This window comes from Nostoc sp. (assembly GCF_036917395.1).
Lineage (GTDB): Bacteria > Cyanobacteriota > Cyanobacteriia > Cyanobacteriales > Nostocaceae > Nostoc.
This window is the reverse complement of sequence record NZ_JBALDI010000002.1, coordinates 89,751-108,450: the sequence shown is the minus strand read 5'-3', so window position 1 is coordinate 108,450 and position 18,700 is coordinate 89,751. Positions and strand designations below refer to the sequence as shown.

The following is an 18,700-nucleotide window of genomic DNA, read 5'->3' as shown; positions in this document are numbered from 1 at the left end:
AAAATATCTCTCAAACTCTCATTTCTCTGTGACCTCTGCGCCTCTGTGGTTCGATTTTCCGTTAGCTGTGCGTAAGTCTTGATGAATAAGGGTATAAGCAAGTTGTTAAGTTGCTTATACCCTCAAATAAACATGTTAGATGCTTTGTAGTAACCTATTAGTCTAAGTTAATACCGGAGCAACTACTGCCGAAAGTGACTCGTTTGCTGCCTGCTTCAACAATTCGGCTTTATCGGTCTGTTCCCAAGGCAAGTCTAAATCAGCCCGCCCAAAGTGACCGTAAGCCGCGACGTCCTGATAAAAACGTCCGCCTCGTTCACTTGGTAAGTTGCGTAAGTTGAAGGTATGGATAATTCCTGCTGGACGCAGTTCAAAGTGCTGGTTGATTAATTCCAGTAAGGTTTCTTCATCTACTTTGCCAGTATTAAAGGTATCCACCAGAATGCTTGTTGGTCGCGCTACGCCAATAGCATAGGATAGCTGGATTTCAACTTTTTCTGCTAACCCAGCGGCGACAATATTTTTCGCCACATAGCGAGCTGCATAAGCAGCAGAGCGGTCTACCTTGGTGGGGTCTTTGCCAGAAAAAGCGCCGCCACCATGCCGTGAATAACCACCGTAGGTGTCAACGATTATTTTCCGTCCTGTCAAACCAGAGTCTCCCTGAGGGCCACCAACGACAAATTTGCCAGTGGGGTTAACTAAAAAACGTGTTTCCTGATTAGGCTTAATGTCAATGTCGCCAAAAACAGGTTCGACCACTGCTGACCAGAGGTCTTGTTTAATCTTGGCTTGTACCGCCGCCTCATCTGTAATTTCCCCAATAGTCGCTGTATGCTGGGTGGAAATCAGGATAGTATCAATACCTATGGGGCGCCCGTCTTCGTAAGCCACAGTTACTTGGGTTTTGCCGTCAGGACGCAGGTATGGTAGTTCACCCGTTTTCCGAACTGCTGCTAATCGGCGAGCAATACGGTGGGCGAGACTGATCGGTAAGGGCATCAGTTCTGGTGTTTCGTTGCTGGCAAAACCAAACATTATACCTTGATCACCCGCGCCAATTTTGTCGAATAGTTGATCACTATCTTCCTGGCGGGTTTCTTGGGCGGTGTTAACGCCTTGGGCAATGTCAGGTGATTGTTCGTCTAAAGCTACCAAAACGCTAGTGCTGTTAGCAGAAAAGCCATTATCAGCATTGGTATAGCCAATTTCGGCAATTTTTTTGCGGGCAAGATTGACGAAATTCACATTGGCTTTGGTGGTTATTTCACCAGTGATTAGCACCAAACCAGTATTAACTACTACTTCAGCGGCGACACGGCTGCTGGGGTCTTGTGTCAGTAAGGCATCCAGAATGGTATCAGAAATCTGATCGCAGATTTTATCAGGATGACCTTCGGTGACTGACTCGGAGGTAAATAGATATCGACGAGACAAAGGAAATTCCTCCTTTCTTGAGTTTTTTTCGCTGACTAAATGTGAGTATTTAGTTCAACTATCTAATTTATGAAATCATAACAATATTTATACTTCAGTAGTTAGTATCTTCTTAATATTGATAAAAACCACTATCTATAAGGTGAGTATCTGTAAATAAGATAAATTTATGCTAATTATTTCGTGGACAAAATGTATTTAATAACACAAAAAAAAGGAGGACACTCAGAAGCGCCCCCACAAACTTTGACACAAATACTGCTGCTTTTAAACCTGAACCGCTAACTTTGCTTCCGTAGCTGTCAACCGCTCATAAGCAGCACGCATTTTCAAGCCTGTAAGTACTTGGAAGAAACCAGTACCATTGTTGGAACCTGGATATTCACGATGCTGGAGTAACAAATGAGTCAATTCACCCTGATATTTTGTGGATGTATTGCTGAGATGGGTTTCGATATAAATTACTTCTTCCAAGTTATCAAACTGACCATCAACCTCTAGTACTGAGACATAGCGGCCGTAGTAAACATCTGAACCGTAGTACAGTTGCATACCAGGGTAGGAACAGGTCAGCTTGCGTCCACAGGGAGTCCAATTAATTGTTGACCCTTCATCAAACAGGTAGGTTGGATCAAAGCCTTCCTTACCTTCGCGCTGGAGCATACGTACCCTTAAGACTCTGCGCTCGGTGTCGTTTTTGATCAAGTTCGTGGGTAATACCTGAAGAACTACATCGGCAAATTCTCTTTGGGGTTCGATAAACTTATCAAAGTCAGGTTTGCGAGAATTGATTTGCGCTAACACATCTTCGTAGCGATGACCACGTTCAGCCATATCTCGCTGAATTTTCCAGGCAATTTTGACTTCATCGCTAATGTCAAAATAAACACTGAAGTCGATTAGCGATCGCACCCGCTCATCATATAAAGGATGCAGTCCTTCAACAACTATAATGCGATTCGGCTCGATCCGCTCTGGCGGATCAAGCAAGCCGGTTTCATGGTTGTAAATCGGCTTATCAATCCCTTGACCATTTTTGAGCGCTTTAATTTGCTCATACATCAGGTCAAAATTGTTCGCCCTGGGGTCTAATGCAGTTATCCCAGTTTCTTTACGCTGTTTGCGATCCAGGGAGTGATAGTCATCCAGGCAGATAACTGTCATTAAATCTTCACCAAACAAATCTATCAAACGACGCAAAAACGTAGATTTACCGCATCCAGAGTCTCCGGCTACTCCAATCAGTACCACGCGTTCCGACTTACTTGTCATAAATCTCCTCTAAAATACTAAAATTGTGTCAATATTTTTTCACACAGCAGATTCTGAAGCCAGGAGTTTACCCCTTTGGTTTATCCTGCGTTCTTGCTACCTAGCACATCTATAAGACACCAAGCAAGTAGGCAACAAAGTAATTAAGTTGCTACTCGTCGGACTAGCCTGAATGTTGGTGCCGGTAAGTATTTAATCCTAGTGGTGTATTTGATTTTAACAGAAGGGGGTATTCCATACAAGATTGCTGTTTAGAAGAATTAGCGTGGTTCGTCAATCATTTTGTTGATTTAGCTGTTAATTTAAAAATGGGGATCAGCACCGCCCATCAGTGTTGTGGCTCTGTGCATCTGCTACTTGTGACTCTATATAATTAAGTCTATAAGGTATAATTTATTATTGCCACGAATTTTTTGACCTTCTTAAATTGTAATTCCGGCTCTACAATGCTTAAAATATTCAAAGCAAAAATCTATCTAACGAATGAGCAAACAAATTGCATTAGTCAAATTATTGGCTGTGAACTACCTACACTGACTAGACTTGGGGCAAAGTCCCTTGTTAAAGGTAGGCAAACTGACGCCACAGTGTACTAGTCATGTAATTATCTATAGACAGGTGATGAATATAGCTAACAACATTCCGGGAGAGTAGTAGATTTAAAGAAGTAAAACCAATCGGAAGAAAACCTTCCTCTCCTTGCCCTTCTCCGATTTAAATTCTTGGAGTAGGCAAGCACAACGGTAATTTTTGGAGGGAAACTGAGTAGTAACTTCCACCAATCAAAGCAGCCCTCCAACAATATCTGCCATTGGAAGTTGCTCGTTAGGTAGTAAGGTAAAAAGCTATCTCCCTAATAGGGGTGGTAGTTAACGAAAAAAAGATTAAATTGACTCATTATTAACATTCTCCACAAGACTTATCCTTTACCTTAGAAGGTGAACAGGTGTGTTTTTTGCTATGCCTGCATGTCTTTGGTGAGTATACTTAGCAAGGCATTAATTTAATGATGCCGTTTTTCCTTCTTTCTCCAGTTTTGTGAAACGAAAATCCGCTAAACTAAAGCTGGCAAGGTAGGGGAATAGTTTTTTTTTGAAAAACGGTTAAGTAAATTATCGGAGTGGTAGAACGAATGTACAATCAAGGTGCTGTTGAGGGTGCTGCCAACATAGAATTAGGTAGCCGCGTCTTCGTCTATGAAGTGGTGGGTTTGCGTCAGAGCGAAGAAACTGATCAAACTAACTACTCAATTCGTAAAAGTGGCAGTGTGTTCATCAGAGTGCCTTACAACCGCATGAATCAAGAAATGCGACGTATCACTCGTCTAGGCGGCACAATTGTTAGCATCCAGCCCATAACTGCTCTAGAGCAAGTTAATGGTAAAGCCTCACTTGGGAATGCTACAAGCGAAGTCAGCGAGTTAGCTACATCTGAGGAAACTGCTAACAGTGAAGGGAATGGTAAAGCCACACCTGTAAATGCTGATAGTGAAGCTAAAGACTTAGCTGAACCACCAGCACAAGAACAGCTCAAGAACAAGGACAAGAAAGGCAACACCATGACTCAAGCGAAAGCCAAAAAAGACCAAGGTGACATTCCTGTCAACACTTACCGTCCCAATGCTCCATTTATTGGCAAGGTAATATCTAATGAACCGCTAGTCAAAGAAGGTGGGATTGGTATTGTTCAACACCTCAAATTTGACATTTCTGCCGGGGATTTGAAGTATATAGAAGGTCAAAGTATTGGGATTATTCCACCAGGATTAGACAAGAACGGCAAGCCGGAAAAACTTAGACTATATTCCATCGCCTCAACTCGTCATGGCGATGATGTCGATGATCAGACAATCTCACTGTGCGTCCGTCAGTTAGAGTATAAGCACCCAGAAACTGGCGAAACAGTCTACGGTGTTTGCTCTACACACCTGTGTTTCTTGGAACCAGGGGCAGATATCAAAATTACAGGGCCGGTGGGTAAGGAAATGTTGTTACCCCAAGACCCCGATGCTAATGTCATCATGTTGGCAACTGGAACAGGTATTGCCCCCATGCGGGCTTATCTGTGGCGTCAGTTTAAAGATGCGGAAAGAGCAGCTAACCCAGAATACGAATTTAAAGGATTCTCTTGGCTAATATTTGGTGTGCCGACAACTCCAAACCTCTTATATAAGGAAGAACTGGAAGAAATTCAACAAAAATATCCTGATAACTTCCGCCTCACTGGTGCCATCAGCCGCGAACAGAAAAATCCCCAAGGCGGTAGAATGTACATCCAAGACCGCGTAGCGGAACATGCTGATGAATTGTGGCAGTTGATTAAAAATGAAAAAACCCACACCTACATCTGCGGTTTGCGAGGTATGGAAGAAGGTATTGATGCAGCCTTAACAACTGCTGCTGGTAAGGAAGGTGTAACCTGGAGTGATTACCAGAAGCAACTCAAAAAAGCTCATCGCTGGCACGTAGAAACCTACTAAGTGCTGAGTTCCGTTAGCGGATAGCTATAGTTTAGCCTGTTCTAAGTTATGAATGAGTAGGGTGGGCAATGCTCACCCTACAATTGTTTTGTTATGAATATTATAAATAGTTGAGGAAAGAGTTATCGGTTCTGAGTGGTAAAGTACTAAATACTTCTAACTACTTGGCACTTAGCACTCAGCACTCAGTACTTAAAAAATAAATTGGGTACAAAATTTGTGGGTGTGAAACTAGGAATACTGGGATTCGGCACCGTGGGAACGGGGACAGTGCAATTGTTGCAAGATGGGGCTGGGCGTCACCCGTTGTTGCAAGAAATAGAAATCTATCGGGTGGGAGTGCGATCACTAGATAAACCCCGGGCAGTAGAATTGTCTACGGAAGTTTTAACGACAGATATAGAAGCTATTGTCAATGATCCGGCGGTAGATATAGTTGTCGAGGTGATGGGTGGATTGGAGCCGGCGCGATCGCTAATCCTCAAAGCTTTAAGTAATGGTAAGCATGTAGTCACTGCCAACAAAGCAGCGATCGCCCGCTTTGGAGCGGAAATTTTCACAACTGCCAATCAAGCTGGCGTATACGTCATGCTAGAAGCTGCTGTAGGTGGTGGTATTCCAGTGATTCAACCCTTAAAGCAGTCTTTAAGTGTTAACCGTATTCACACTGTAACAGGCATCGTAAACGGTACAACTAACTACATCCTGACGCGGATGCAAACAGAAGGCAGCAACTTCAGCGATGTTTTGGCTGATGCCCAGCGCTTGGGTTATGCTGAAGCTGACCCCACAGCCGATGTCGATGGCTTAGACGCAGCAGATAAAATTGCCATTTTGGCATCATTAGGCTTTGGTGGACGCATCAACCTACAAGATGTTTATACTGAGGGGATTCGGCAAGTGAGCAAGACAGATATTGCCTACGCCGAAAAATTGGGATTTGTGATTAAATTGTTAGCGATCGCTAAACGTGATACTCCCTCATCTTCCCTTTCCGTCAGAGTTCATCCTACCTTAGTGCCTCAAGCCCACCCTTTGGCTAGCATCAACGGCGTTTACAATGCCATTCTTGTGGAAGGAGAACCCATTGGGCAGGTGATGTTTTTTGGCCCCGGTGCTGGTGCTGGTGCAACCGCCAGTGCTGTCACATCGGATATTTTGAATCTAGTTGCTATCCTCAAAACCAATACAGCAATACCAAATCCATTATTAGCTTGTGGACATCAAGAATACTGTCAAATTGCGCCGATGGCAGAACTGATAACTCGGTTTTACGCCCGTTTCCTTACAAATGACCAACCTGGAGTTATTGGTAAATTGGGGACTTGCTTTGGTAACTATGGCGTTAGCTTAGAGTCAATTGTCCAAACTGGCTTTCAAGGGGAACTAGCAGAGATTGTGGTTGTTACACATGATGTGCCAGAAGGCAACTTTCGGCAAGCTTTGGCAGAAATTCGGAATTTGTCAGCGATTGAAAGCATTCCTAGTTTACTGCGTGTACTTTGAGATTATCGTTTAGCGAGCGATCGGCGTTAGGCGTTCCCGTAGGCTAGAATACTTAGTTTTTTTCAGATTTTTCTTTGCGTCTGTGCTTGCTAAAATCAAGAACAAACCTTACTCCTGCAAAGGTAGTCTTATGACCTCTGCAACCGACCCATCCACAGCCCTCACTCCTTTCCCTGACCATACGCAGCTACCATCAGATGGTACTTTTGTGTTCGCGGAGCGTGCCGGAGGCAAAAATTGGCAAGAGCATCCCCAAAGCATTTTACTCACTGACTCAATTACACCCGTCCTTAAACAATTACATCCTGAAGGCCAATATTGTATAGGTCAGGACTTAGGTATTTACTGGCGCTTGACAGATCCGCCAGAACGAGGCGCAGAAGTACCAGATTGGTTTTATGTAGGAAATGTACCGCCCTTGCTTGATGGATAAACGCGGAGGTCTTATGTACTGTGGCGAGAATTTATTGCCCCTTTGATTGCCTTGGAATTTGTCTCTGGGGATGGTAGTGAAGAACGAGATAAAACCCCTTGGCAGGGCAAATTTTGGATTTATGAGCAAGTAATTCGTCCGGCTTATTATGGCATTTATGAAGTGAATAAAGCCAGTGTAGAAGTTTATGAATTAATTGGTGGGTAATATCAGTTATTAGCAGCAAATGAGCGCGGAAATTATCCGATTACGCCCTTGGGAGTTGAGTTAGGTTTATGGCAAGGAGAATATCAAAACGCCCAATTGCCCTGGTTGCGTTGGTGGGATTTGCAGGGTAATTTGTTGTTGACTGGTCAGGAAAGAGCCGAACAAGAATGCCAACGGGCTGAACAGGAAAGAGAAAGAGCCGATCGCTTAACTGCTCAATTGCGTAGACGCGGAGCGGCTTGTCGTTAGACATCGCTCAGTATTGAACCAGAAGCCTAATATTTTGGAATGGGGTTAAAGGTGCGATCGCTAATTCTCTCATCAACTCTGACTTTCCTTATTTAGCTTAAATATTATCTCTCTAGAGTAATAGAAGAGTGTTAAAGCAGTTGGTGTACTCCGGCTGCTTTAGTTTTTATGACTATAGGATGCTGGGAATGCCATCGCTGAATACATCATGGCAGCATCTGTGAGTGCAAAAAACATATCGGAAAAAATAGAGGCTTCAAAAAGCTTGCCATATAAGCTTTATAAGATTTATTCTCTCAGTGATTGTGCTTCTAACTAGTTTTCGCTAACCTCAGTACATAAGTTAAGAGGTAATCATATGACAGACTAGAAATTCAATTGCGTCTCGATTCAAAAAAAATGCATAGAACTTAATCCACTTTTGTACAGAGCAATTCAGATAATACAGGCTCCCTTCCTTCCAGTGAAAAGAAACCACCAATTCCTAACTCAAGGGCAAAATTTATTATTAGCAGGCCTTAACTACGATTGGCACATAATAGCTTGCTGGATAATATGCCTACAAACAGACCAGCTAAATCCAAAGAAATCACCTTACAACCTTCAAGATTTTCAAGATCGTAAAACATATGGGCAAGTTTTAAATGCTCAACTTAACTTGTGCGCTGGTGTGCAAAAATTCAAATCCATCAATAAAATCTATCCATCACATTATGAAAGGTGGATAGGTTGTATGCAGGAAATTAGGAGATGGCGAGTTAACTCAATTATTCAATGTCCAACTATATTAGGAGAACAGCCAATATTAAAAACTCAGCAAATTCAAGATATAAGGAAGTTTATAAAAGAGTAAAGAGAAAATAGCAAAATTATGCTTCCATATCGAGAAGATACACAACATAATTACAACCTATTAAATACAGCTATAAAACTTGCTAATTCAGAAAATAGTTCTGCCGAAAGGGAATGTTTTAGACAGAAATCTTGGAATACATTCCTTGATTGTTACAGTATTTATGCTACTGATATTTACAACAATTCACAATTAAAATCAGTATTTCCTTGGAAAGACAGTTTAGCACATCAAGGTATAGGAAGATTTGCACCAAGAATAATACGATATGAAGAAAAACTTGAACAAAAAATGAATCAGCAATTATCTAAAGGCGGAATTATTAAAATAGAAGATGTATTGCTTGATAATGAAAACAAAGAGGGTATTCAAAGAGGTCAAGTGATGATACTTGTCAATAAAGCAGGACAGATTTGTGAATTTTATGATAATAAAAGGTATGCTCTTGACGGAGAAATTGAGTTTAAAGATCATAATGGTAAGCCTTCTGGCAAACGCATTTATATACAGCTTAAATTAGGTGATTCCTACTTATCATTACGTCAAGACGGAAAACTTTCAGTTTTTATCAAAAAACGAGAACACCTTGAATATTGGAAACAACAACCTTATCCTGTATACCTGATAGTCCGTGATAGCAAGGGAAAAATGTATTGGAAAAATGTTACAGAATACCTGACAAAACACCTTAATAAAAAGACACGTACTATTGTCTTTTCTGATGAAGATGAAATGACGCTTGAAACAATACAAACTGTGAGATTGATTAGACTTGATTAATCTTATTTGCTTAGTAGTTTCTAGAATCAACTGACGACTGTTAAATGGAAGTCGAGGATAGGCTTTTACACCAGATACCTCCGCTCAGGCTTCTGTTTGCATCTACACTTGCTAAACTAAAAAAACAACCCTTACTCCTGCAAAGGTAGCCTTATGACCTCTGCAACCGATCCATCCACCGCCCTCACGCCGTTCCCAGACCATACGCAGCTACCAGAGTCTGATGGTACATTCGTGAAAAACTTTCAGGAACATCCCCAAAGCATTCTTCTAACCGACTCGATTAAACCGATATTGCAAAAACGTCATCCTGATGGGCAATACTGTATTGGTCAAGATAGCGGTATCTACTGGCGGATTACTGACCCTCCAGAAAAAGGTGCAGAAGCTCCCGACTGGTTCTATGTAGGGAATGTACCACCTACTCTGAATGGACAAACGCGCAGGTCTTATGTACTATGGCGAGAGTTTATTGCCCCATTGATTGCATTGGAATTTGTTTCTGGGGATGGTATTCAAGAGCGAGATAAAACACCTTGGAAGGGGAAATTTTGGATTTATGAGCAGGTGATTCGTCCTCCCTTCTACGGCATTTATGAAGTGAATAAAGCCAGTATGGAAGTTTATGAATTAATTGGTGGACAATATCAGTTATTAACAGCAAATGAACGTGGGCATTATCCTATACATCCTTTAGGGGTTGAGTTAGGTCTCTGGCAGGGACAATATCAAAATATGGAATTACCTTGGCTACGCTGGTGGGATTCGCAAGGTAATTTGTTGTTGACTGGTGAGGAAAGAGCCGAGCGCTTAACTGCTCAATTGCGCTCGCTCGGTATCGAACCAGAAGCATAATCTTGACCAAAAATCAACTATTTATTCACATCCAGCAACCGTGAAGTTTGTAACCGACTCATCCACTTCTCTAAATAAACTTGATTACCTTTTTCCTCATTTGGATCTTTAGTATCCAAAGGATAAGGCATCAGTCCCAAAATTGTTGCTGTCGTCACGCAAAACATCGATTTTTGGAAACTTATGCAAATTTGGACTCGCAAATCATCTTCACCCCGAAGACTGCGACGATAAATTTCGTGCAAATACTCTGGAAGGTAATGACGCATATCCTGCATCAACAGGGTGGGAGGAATACCTGCACCGCCTATGGGTAAAGGATCGGCATACAATGCGCCATATTGAAATCGACTTTGATCTGGGGGAATTTGAGCTCCTTGGGCGTTGTATGAAACTGTACCGTGGAAAGGAGTTCCTCGGAAGAATACTGCCTCTACATAAGGTATTGCTGTATCTGCTAAGAAGGTCAAACCAACGCTTTTGGGAATGATTTCATAAACTTTATCCCGAATTTTGACAGCGTAGGTAATTGGGTTTGATGCATTTGCAACTAACCCTGTTTTAATGTGGTCTACAACTTGGGAAATCGATTTAATTTCGCCTTGGTCATAGCGGTCTGATAAGTTGAGGAACATATCAGCCATGACTCGCCAGAATTGACCTAAACCAGTGTAGTAAGCAGAGACGCGGAATTGTTCTGTTAAAAAATCTGGAAACAGTTGGTTAATACCCAAAATTAAGGGATTATTTTTAAATTTTACGGCGATAACGGTTTGCGCTCTTTCTTTAAATTCTATTGTATCTAAATATGTATCTAGTCCGCCCCCACCGTGCCACATCATGCCTTTCATGCAATACTCAGCATATTCAAAATTAATGCGGTCATGCCACCAGTGACGGAATAATTTCTGAAAAGAAATCTCTCCATTAAAGTATTTAAAAAATGGGAAAAAGACTAAAAACTGATGCTCGGCAATATAGTTAAGATTTTTTGAATAGGCATCTAAAACTACACCATAGCTTTTAAGAATACCAACAACTTCCAGCACATTTTCTGGACTATCAGGGAGTAATGCTTCTCCTTTTTGCAGACGTTCAATATACTCAGCTAAGGGATTATGAGAAGCTTTCTTTTTAATAGTTACCATTGCCATCTCTCCAAAAAGTTTCGGGATTGGGGCATTAAGCATTAGGCATTGGGCATTGAAAAGAGGCAGAGGGGGGATGTAGAACGGAAAACTCTTCTCCCTTACTCCCTGCTCCTCTGCTTCTTCCCCAATCCCTAATCCTTAATCCCTATTTCTTTATCCAAGGACACTGCTACTACTACGTTTTGGCTGTTTACCATTCCTGTAATTGTTGGTTCACTCCAGCGCACTAACCAACCAGGTTGAATGCCGAAAATCACAATCAGCACAGCTAAAATTGCAGCTGGGGCGCGATCGCTCCAATACACCCGCGGCAAGTTGGTAACTTGTGCAGACAAACGTCCAAAAAAGGCGCGGTTGAGGAGTATTAGGAAGTAAACCGCAGTTAAGCCTGTACCAATCATGCATAGCAAGGTTTGCACTGGAAAAACTGGAAAACTCCCCCGATAAACTACGAATTCGGAAATAAACCCTAGCATTCCCGGTATACCAGCGCTGGCCATGACTCCCACAACAATCAAGCTACCAATTACGGGCATACCCCGTTCTGGGTTCAGCAGTCCTTGCAAGACTTCTAAATCCCGGCTTCCGGCTTTTTTATACACAACCCCTACCAGCAAAAATAGCATGGCAGAAATCAAGCCGTGGCTAATCATCTGCATAACAGCACCCAACACGCTTAATGGTGTAGCCGCCGCCGCCGCTAAAAGTATGTAGCCCATGTGTCCAATAGAACTGTATGCCACCATTTTTTTCATATCGGTTTGGGCGATCGCGCAGGATGAACCATACAGTACACTTACTACTGCCCAAATCGCTAACCAAGGAGCCACATAAGCCCAAGCTTCTGGTAACAAGTTCATGCCAAATCGCAGTAAGCCGTAAGTTCCCAACTTCAATAACACCCCAGCCAACAGCACCGAAATCGGTGTGGAAGCTTCAACGTGAGCATCTGGCAACCAAGTATGGAAGGGAACCAAAGGAATTTTAATCCCGAAACCTACCAAAATCCCCGCTAGCAGCAAAAGCTGTGTTGCCAGAGGTAAAGTAGTAGTGTTCAAGGTTGCTAGTGCAAAGTTAGAGGAACCACTCAGCCAAACCATGCCAAGGAAACTTGCCAAAATCAAGATTCCAGAAACGGCGGTATAAATGAGAAATTTTGTTGCCGCATAACCCCGCTTGGCTCCACCCCAAATAGCTATCAAGAGATACAGCGGAATTAATTCCAATTCGTAAAACAGGAAAAATAGCAGTAAATCCTGTGCCAGAAAGGCTCCAGTCACCCCAGCGCTTAATAATAGGATCAAAGAGTAATAAAATTTAGGACGCTGTAAAGATTCATCGCTGCTGTAGATGGCAATGCAAGTTAACAATCCATTTAAAACCAGCAACGGCAAAGATAAACCATCTATCCCAAGATTATAGTTCAAGCCTAAAACATCTACCCAAGGGAGAGACTCGGCAAACTGTTGAGTGATTTCCCCGGGATGGAACTGAATTACTAGTACGATTGTCCACAAGAAAGCAATACTGGTAAAGACCAAAGCCACCCCACGGGCAAATTTCCCACTAATACTAGAGGGCGAGAAACCAATTAAAGCTGCACCGATTAACGGCACTAGAATTAAAACACTAAGCATAGAATTCAGGTAAGGGGGATGAGGCAGAATAACAGCCGCGATAAATCGCGTCTCTACGTTTTGTACAGACGCGATTTATCGCGTCTCTCTAAAAAGGCAATTTATCTAATAAACCCGATGACCAGCTGATGAAAAAACCCAGGACGCTGACAACTGCTAGGATGGTCAACATATAGCCCTGAGATTGCCCAGAAATGCTGTATTTTAAAGTTTGTCCGCCGAGAATTGTCGCAAACCCAACCAAGTTTACTAGACCATCGACTAAATAGCGATCGCTCCAAGCAGAAATTTTAGATAGCAGTGCTACTGCACCTACCACCGTTACGCGATAAACTCGGTCAATATAAAAATCATAACCTAACAAGTCTTGCAGAAATCTCCACGCCAAGATTCTAGATCTTGACCAAGCTTTGTGCAGATAAACTGTACACCCTACACCTATTCCCACTACGGTAGAAGCAAACAATAATAATGCCACATACCAATTAATACTTTCCCAATCAGGTAGCAAATACCATTGCTGTAGCATCAGAGGCACAAGCAGAGTCAAGACTATGAGAATCACCATTGGCAAGGCCATCTGCCAACCAACTTCTGGGGTGCGACGGGTCTTTGGTTGCGGTTTCCCCCAGAAGACTAATCTAAATACTCTGGTCAAGTTCAATGCTGTCAAGCCATTGACCAATAATAAAACCCCAATCACCCAAGGGCTAATATTCACGAAACCGTCAGCCCATGCTAGCATTGCCCAGAAGCTTCCCAAAGGTAGCAGTGTTACCATCCCCGCTGAACCGACAATAAAGGCAGTGGTGGTGGCTGGCATCCGTGACCACAGACCGCCCATTTCTGTTAAGTCTTGGCTTTGGGTAGTCAAAATTACTGAACCAGAACTCATGAATAATAACGCTTTTGCGATCGCATGAGTTAACAGCAACATCAAGCCCACACCCCCTTGCTGCAATCCTACCGCCAAAAACACTAAGCCCATGTATGCACTGGTGGAATGAGACAGCGATCGCTTAATGTCAATTTGAGCTAGAGATACTAATGTTGCCCCAATAGCTGTCACCGTGCCCATGACTACCAATACATTCAAGGCAACTGGCGACAGTGCTAACAATGGTTGCAGTTTATACAGTAGATAAGCACCACCAGCTACTACCAGTGAGTTTCGCATTACCGAGGCGGGATTGGGCCCTTCCATAGCCTCGTCTAACCACAGGTGCAGTGGAAATTGGGCACATTTACCAGCAGGCCCAGCAATTAACGCCAACCCCAGCAATGCTGATGTCGTTGGGCTTAAATTAGCTGTTTGCGCCCACTCATATAAATCCGAAAAGTTCAAACTGCCGGCTGAGGTAGAAAGCGTTACTACAGCCATCAGCAGCAACAAGTCTCCCACCCGTTTGGTTAAAAATGCATCCCGCGCCGCTGTCACCACTAGCGGTTGAGCATACCAGAACCCTACCAACAAGTAAGTCGAAAGCGTCAGAACTTCCAATAGGGCATAGCTAACCAACAAAGAATCACTGATTGCTAGACCACACAGCGCTGCTTCAAAAAATCCCAGCAGCCCAAAAAAACGCGCCAACGACCAGTCTTTTTCCATGTAACCCAGAGCGTAAACTTGTGCCAGTAAGCTTAACCCTGTAATTAAAACTGTTGCCCCAATGCTGATTGGCGATAGTTCCAAGCTAAAAGATAAGTCTAAATCCGCAGCTTTTAACCAGGGCACCAGTAACTTTTCTGGTTCTCTATCCCAGATATTTTTAAATACAAACAGGCTATGGGCAAAAGCTAAAACTGTCGTTAACAAGTTTATGTATGCCGCAGGTCTTGGCCCTGTTCGCCGAATTATCCCTATTCCCCACGGCAATGTCAAAATTGCACCCAATAAGCTATATAAAGGCACAAACCAACTTGTTGAAAATAGAAATTGATTCATTTAAATTTCCCTTGACGACTCAGCCTTGATTTTAAAAAAGCTTTCACACAATTATTTATTCTAAAAAATTAATTTAAGAAAATATCAATGTTTTTTACTATTTTTTCAACTAAATTATCAGAAGTATTTTTACTTCACTTTACTCTACTAAACTTCGATAAAATATAACTTTACATATGCAAAAGCATTTACTTGCCTTAACCTCACCGACCTTTTTACATTTGTATTTCTACTTTGGACAAAGTACTTTATACGATATATTTGAAAAAATTATATATTTTTCACCTAGTCCTTGTACATCTAGCTAAAATTGGCAGAAGATAGTGGCAGCAGAAGATACAGCCCTTTATCGCCACTCGCCAGATAAAATTACCCTTGGTTATGAATGTCGTTTTGTAAATGTGATAAAGAAATTATAAAGCATAAGTGGCTGCTCTAGGAATCAGTAAACTTTAATTGCTCAGAAGCGCAGATAAATTTATGTTAAGTTTTTTAAAACTTTCTTATCATAAACTATTATAGTAATTTATATTGCCAGGAACGCCAAGCTTTCCTATGCTTAATTTGGAAGTGTTTTCTTAGCTCTAAGATAAAGCTCTCCCCGTCAAAAATTTTAAGCGACAGTACTGATTAGATTCATTTTGTAGGAGTTCTGCGATGCCAATTGCAGTTGGAATGATTGAAACGAAGGGCTTTCCAGCAGTCGTAGAAGCTGCTGATGCGATGGTGAAAGCCGCCCGTGTCACTTTAGTAGGGTATGAAAAAATTGGTAGCGCTCGCGTCACCGTAATAGTTAGGGGAGATGTATCTGAAGTGCAAGCTTCCGTAGCTGCCGGGGTTGAAGCGGCGAAAAGAGTAAATGGTGGTGAAGTCTTATCCACTCACATCATTGCTCGTCCTCATGAAAACCTGGAATACGTCTTGCCGATTCGTTACACAGAAGCTGTGGAACAGTTCCGTACCTAAGAGCTGTTTAAACAAAGTTAATTAACGCTCTTTACCTTTTTTGAGCATCGCTTTTGTCCAAGGCTAAAAACTTTAAATAGGGATTAAAACTAATGTCAATTGCAGTGGGAATGGTTGAAACGCTAGGCTTTCCAGCGGTAGTGGAAGCGGCTGATGCGATGGTGAAGGCTGCCCGTGTTACTCTAGTCGGCTATGAAAAAATTGGTAGTGGTAGAGTTACGGTGATTGTCCGGGGTGACGTGTCGGAAGTGCAAGCTTCTGTGGCCGCAGGTGTTGAATCAGTGAAGCGAGTCAACGGCGGACAAGTGTTATCTACTCACATTATTGCTCGTCCTCACGAGAACTTGGAATACGTCCTACCAATTCGGTATACAGAAGACGTAGAGCAGTTCCGGGAAAATGTGAATGCAATTCGTCCTTTCGGTAGAAGACCGTAATTTGTAATGCAAGTCGCTAAAGTTCGCGGCACAGTAGTTAGCACCCAAAAAGATCCAAGTCTTAGAGGTGTCAAACTACTGTTGTTACAATTAGTAGATGAAGAGGGAAACATCCTGCCACAATATGAGGTAGCAGCAGATAGTGTGGGAGCAGGAGTAGATGAGTGGGTACTTGTCAGTAATGGCAGTGCTGCTCGTAAAGTTGTTGGCAATGAACAGCGACCATTAGATGCAGTGGTAGTAGCGATCATAGATACCATTTACGTTGAAGATCGCATGATCTACAGCAAAAAAGATCAATATCGATAGTCAACAGTTAGAGAAGTGAGGAGTCGGGAGTGAAAAGTTAAAACTCATAACTCCTAACTCATAACTCCTAACTTAATACAGGAGGAGTCTCGAAATGGCAGTCCGCAACACGGCGGCACCCCCAACCCCGTGGTCAAGGAATTTAGCTGAACCCAAAATCCATGAAACTGCCTTTGTACATTCATTCTCCAATGTGATTGGAGATGTGCGGATCGGTGCAAATGTAATCGTTGCCCCGGGGACTACGATTAGAGCAGATGAAGGCACACCTTTTTATATTGGTGAAAACACTAATATTCAAGATGGGGTTGTGATTCATGGGTTGGAGCAAGGTCGAGTAATTGGCGATGACCAAAATAAATACTCAGTGTGGGTTGGCAAAAATGCTTGTATTACCCACATGGCTCTAATTCATGGACCAGCTTATGTCGGGGATAATTCCTTCATTGGCTTTCGCTCTACGGTGTTTAATGCCAGGGTGGGTGCAGGTTGCATCGTGATGCTGCACGCTTTGATTCAAGACGTAGAAATTCCCCCAGGTAAATATGTACCTTCGGGAGCGATAATTACTAGCCAACAGCAAGCTGACCGCTTGCCAGATGTGCAAGATCAGGATAAGGAATTTGCTCATCATGTGGTTGGGATTAATCAGGCATTACGATCTGGTTATCTTTGTGCTGCAGATAGCAAATGTATAGCACCCATTCGGGATGAGAACGCTAAATCTTATACAGGTAATGGTATTACCGTCTTAGAGTTGGAAAGGAGTAGTGAAGTGTCGAGCAATAGCCTGGGTGCAGAAACAATAGAGCAGTTGCGCTATCTATTAGAGCAAGGGTATAAGATTGGTACGGAACATGTAGACCAAAGACGGTTCCGCACTGGTTCTTGGACTAGTTGCCAACCAATTGAAACGAGATCCATCGGTGAAGCGATCGCAGCATTAGAAAGCTGTGTAAGAAACCATAGCGGCGAGTATGTCCGACTATTTGGCATTGACAAAGGTAGACGACGTGTGTTAGAAAACATCATCCAACGTCCAGATGATGATGTTAAACCAGCTACCAGCTTTAAAGCTCCTGCTAATCGTGGTAATAGCAGTTACAGCAGCAGTAATGGTAACAGTAACGGCTCTAGCAGTGGCAAAGTCAATGGCGAAACTGTAGAGCAAATCCGCCAACTTCTGGCAGGTGGTTACAAAATTGGCATGGAACACGTAGATGAGCGCCGCTTCCGAACTGGTTCCTGGACTAGTTGTAAGCCAATTGAAGCAACTTCCATAAATCAAGTAATCTCTGGCTTGGAAGAATGTATAGAAAGCCATCAAGGCGAGTATGTGCGTTTAATCGGCATTGATACCAAAGCCAAACGGCGGGTATTAGAGACCATTATCCAACGTCCAAATGGTCAAGTAGCCTCCTCTGGCAGTCAAAAATCATTTACTAGCGGTGCATCCTCTGCTAGGGCAACAGCTACCAGTACTCACTTAAGTACTGAAGTAGTAGACCAACTCCGGCAATTATTGGCTGGCGGCAATAAAATTAGCATTGAACACGTAGATGAGCGCCGCTTCCGGACTGGTTCCTGGACTAGTACTGGTCAAATTCAAGCCTCTTCAGAAAGAGAAGCGATCGCAGCCGTAGAAGGACACCTCGGCCAATACCAAGGGGAATATGTGCGCTTAATTGGTATTGACCCCAAAGCCAAACGGCGGGTATTAGAGACAATTATTCAACGTCCAAATGGTCAAGTAGCCTCCTCTGGCAGTGAGAAATCATTTACTAGCAGTACACCCTCTGCTACAGCAACAGCAACAGCTACCAGTACCCGCTTGAGTACTGAAGTAGTAGATCAACTCCGGCAATTATTGGCTAGCGGCTCTAAAATTAGCATAGAACACGTAGACCAACGGCGGTTCCGGACTGGTTCCTGGACTAGTACCGGTCAAATTCAAGCCTCCTCAGAAAGAGAAGCGATCGCAGCCGTAGAAAGACACCTCGGCGAATACCAAGGAGAATATGTGCGCTTGATTGGTATTGACCCCAAAGCCAAGCGTCGGGTATTAGAAACGATTATCCAACGACCTTAAGGAATTAGGAGTTAGGAATTAGGAGTTAGGAATAAGCTTTGAATCAAAACTCTAATCTTAAAAATTCCCACACTTCTAACTCATAACTTCTAACG

The 18,700-nt window shown here is 42.8% G+C and carries 13 protein-coding genes and 1 pseudogene; 9 read left to right on the top strand and 5 right to left on the bottom strand.

What is annotated here, in order from left to right:
* Positions 1–162: 162 nt before the first annotated feature.
* Complete coding sequence (metK, locus tag V7K46_RS00620; RefSeq protein ID WP_335110083.1) at positions 163–1,437, bottom strand: methionine adenosyltransferase; 1,275 nt, start codon at positions 1,435–1,437, stop codon at positions 163–165.
* Between the two features lie 267 nt (positions 1,438–1,704).
* Positions 1,705–2,709, bottom strand: coding sequence for a phosphoribulokinase (locus V7K46_RS00615; RefSeq protein ID WP_298917610.1), 1,005 nt, complete (start codon positions 2,707–2,709; stop codon positions 1,705–1,707).
* A 1,132-nt stretch (positions 2,710–3,841) separates the two neighbouring features.
* Here V7K46_RS00615 and petH point away from each other — a divergent pair.
* From petH to V7K46_RS00590, 5 genes and pseudogenes are all read left to right on the top strand, one after another.
* On the top strand, positions 3,842–5,188 hold the full coding sequence (petH, locus tag V7K46_RS00610; RefSeq protein WP_335110293.1) for a ferredoxin--NADP reductase: 1,347 nt from the start codon (positions 3,842–3,844) through the stop codon (positions 5,186–5,188).
* A 219-nt stretch (positions 5,189–5,407) separates the two neighbouring features.
* Positions 5,408–6,694 carry a homoserine dehydrogenase gene (locus tag V7K46_RS00605; protein WP_335110291.1) on the top strand — a complete coding sequence of 429 codons (1,287 nt, stop codon included), beginning with the start codon at positions 5,408–5,410 and terminating at the stop codon, positions 6,692–6,694.
* Between the two features lie 130 nt (positions 6,695–6,824).
* Positions 6,825–7,583: pseudogene (locus V7K46_RS00600) on the top strand (Uma2 family endonuclease).
* 871 nt (positions 7,584–8,454) lie between these two features.
* Complete coding sequence (locus V7K46_RS00595) at positions 8,455–9,216, top strand: DUF4365 domain-containing protein (RefSeq protein WP_335110080.1); 762 nt, start codon at positions 8,455–8,457, stop codon at positions 9,214–9,216.
* Positions 9,217–9,369: 153 nt separating this feature from the next.
* Positions 9,370–10,071 (top strand): Uma2 family endonuclease, encoded by a 702-nt coding sequence (locus V7K46_RS00590; RefSeq protein WP_335110078.1) that lies wholly within the window; start codon positions 9,370–9,372, stop codon positions 10,069–10,071.
* Between the two features lie 17 nt (positions 10,072–10,088).
* Here the strand turns inward: V7K46_RS00590 and V7K46_RS00585 are convergent, their stop codons facing one another.
* The 3 genes from V7K46_RS00585 to V7K46_RS00575 all read right to left on the bottom strand — a co-directional run bounded on the left by V7K46_RS00585 (position 10,089) and on the right by V7K46_RS00575 (position 14,804).
* Entirely contained in the window at positions 10,089–11,219 is a 1,131-nt protein-coding gene (locus tag V7K46_RS00585; protein WP_335110076.1) for a CO2 hydration protein, read from the bottom strand.
* A 134-nt stretch (positions 11,220–11,353) separates the two neighbouring features.
* Complete coding sequence (locus tag V7K46_RS00580; RefSeq protein ID WP_335110074.1) at positions 11,354–12,859, bottom strand: NADH-quinone oxidoreductase subunit M; 1,506 nt, start codon at positions 12,857–12,859, stop codon at positions 11,354–11,356.
* 88 nt (positions 12,860–12,947) lie between these two features.
* A complete protein-coding gene (locus V7K46_RS00575; RefSeq protein WP_335110072.1) occupies positions 12,948–14,804 on the bottom strand; it encodes an NAD(P)H-quinone oxidoreductase subunit F in 1,857 nt (618 codons plus the stop codon).
* A 657-nt stretch (positions 14,805–15,461) separates the two neighbouring features.
* Here V7K46_RS00575 and V7K46_RS00570 point away from each other — a divergent pair.
* The 4 genes from V7K46_RS00570 (at position 15,462) to V7K46_RS00555 (ending at position 18,605) form a co-directional block, all read left to right on the top strand.
* Positions 15,462–15,770 carry a carbon dioxide-concentrating mechanism protein CcmK gene (locus V7K46_RS00570; RefSeq protein ID WP_190891121.1) on the top strand — a complete coding sequence of 103 codons (309 nt, stop codon included), beginning with the start codon at positions 15,462–15,464 and terminating at the stop codon, positions 15,768–15,770.
* 92 nt (positions 15,771–15,862) lie between these two features.
* Complete coding sequence (locus V7K46_RS00565) at positions 15,863–16,207, top strand: carbon dioxide-concentrating mechanism protein CcmK (RefSeq protein ID WP_010995041.1); 345 nt, start codon at positions 15,863–15,865, stop codon at positions 16,205–16,207.
* A gap of 6 nt (positions 16,208–16,213) precedes the next feature.
* Positions 16,214–16,516, top strand: coding sequence for a EutN/CcmL family microcompartment protein (locus V7K46_RS00560; protein WP_335110070.1), 303 nt, complete (start codon positions 16,214–16,216; stop codon positions 16,514–16,516).
* Between the two features lie 94 nt (positions 16,517–16,610).
* Positions 16,611–18,605 (top strand): ribulose bisphosphate carboxylase small subunit, encoded by a 1,995-nt coding sequence (locus tag V7K46_RS00555; protein WP_335110068.1) that lies wholly within the window; start codon positions 16,611–16,613, stop codon positions 18,603–18,605.
* Positions 18,606–18,700: the final 95 nt, after the last annotated feature.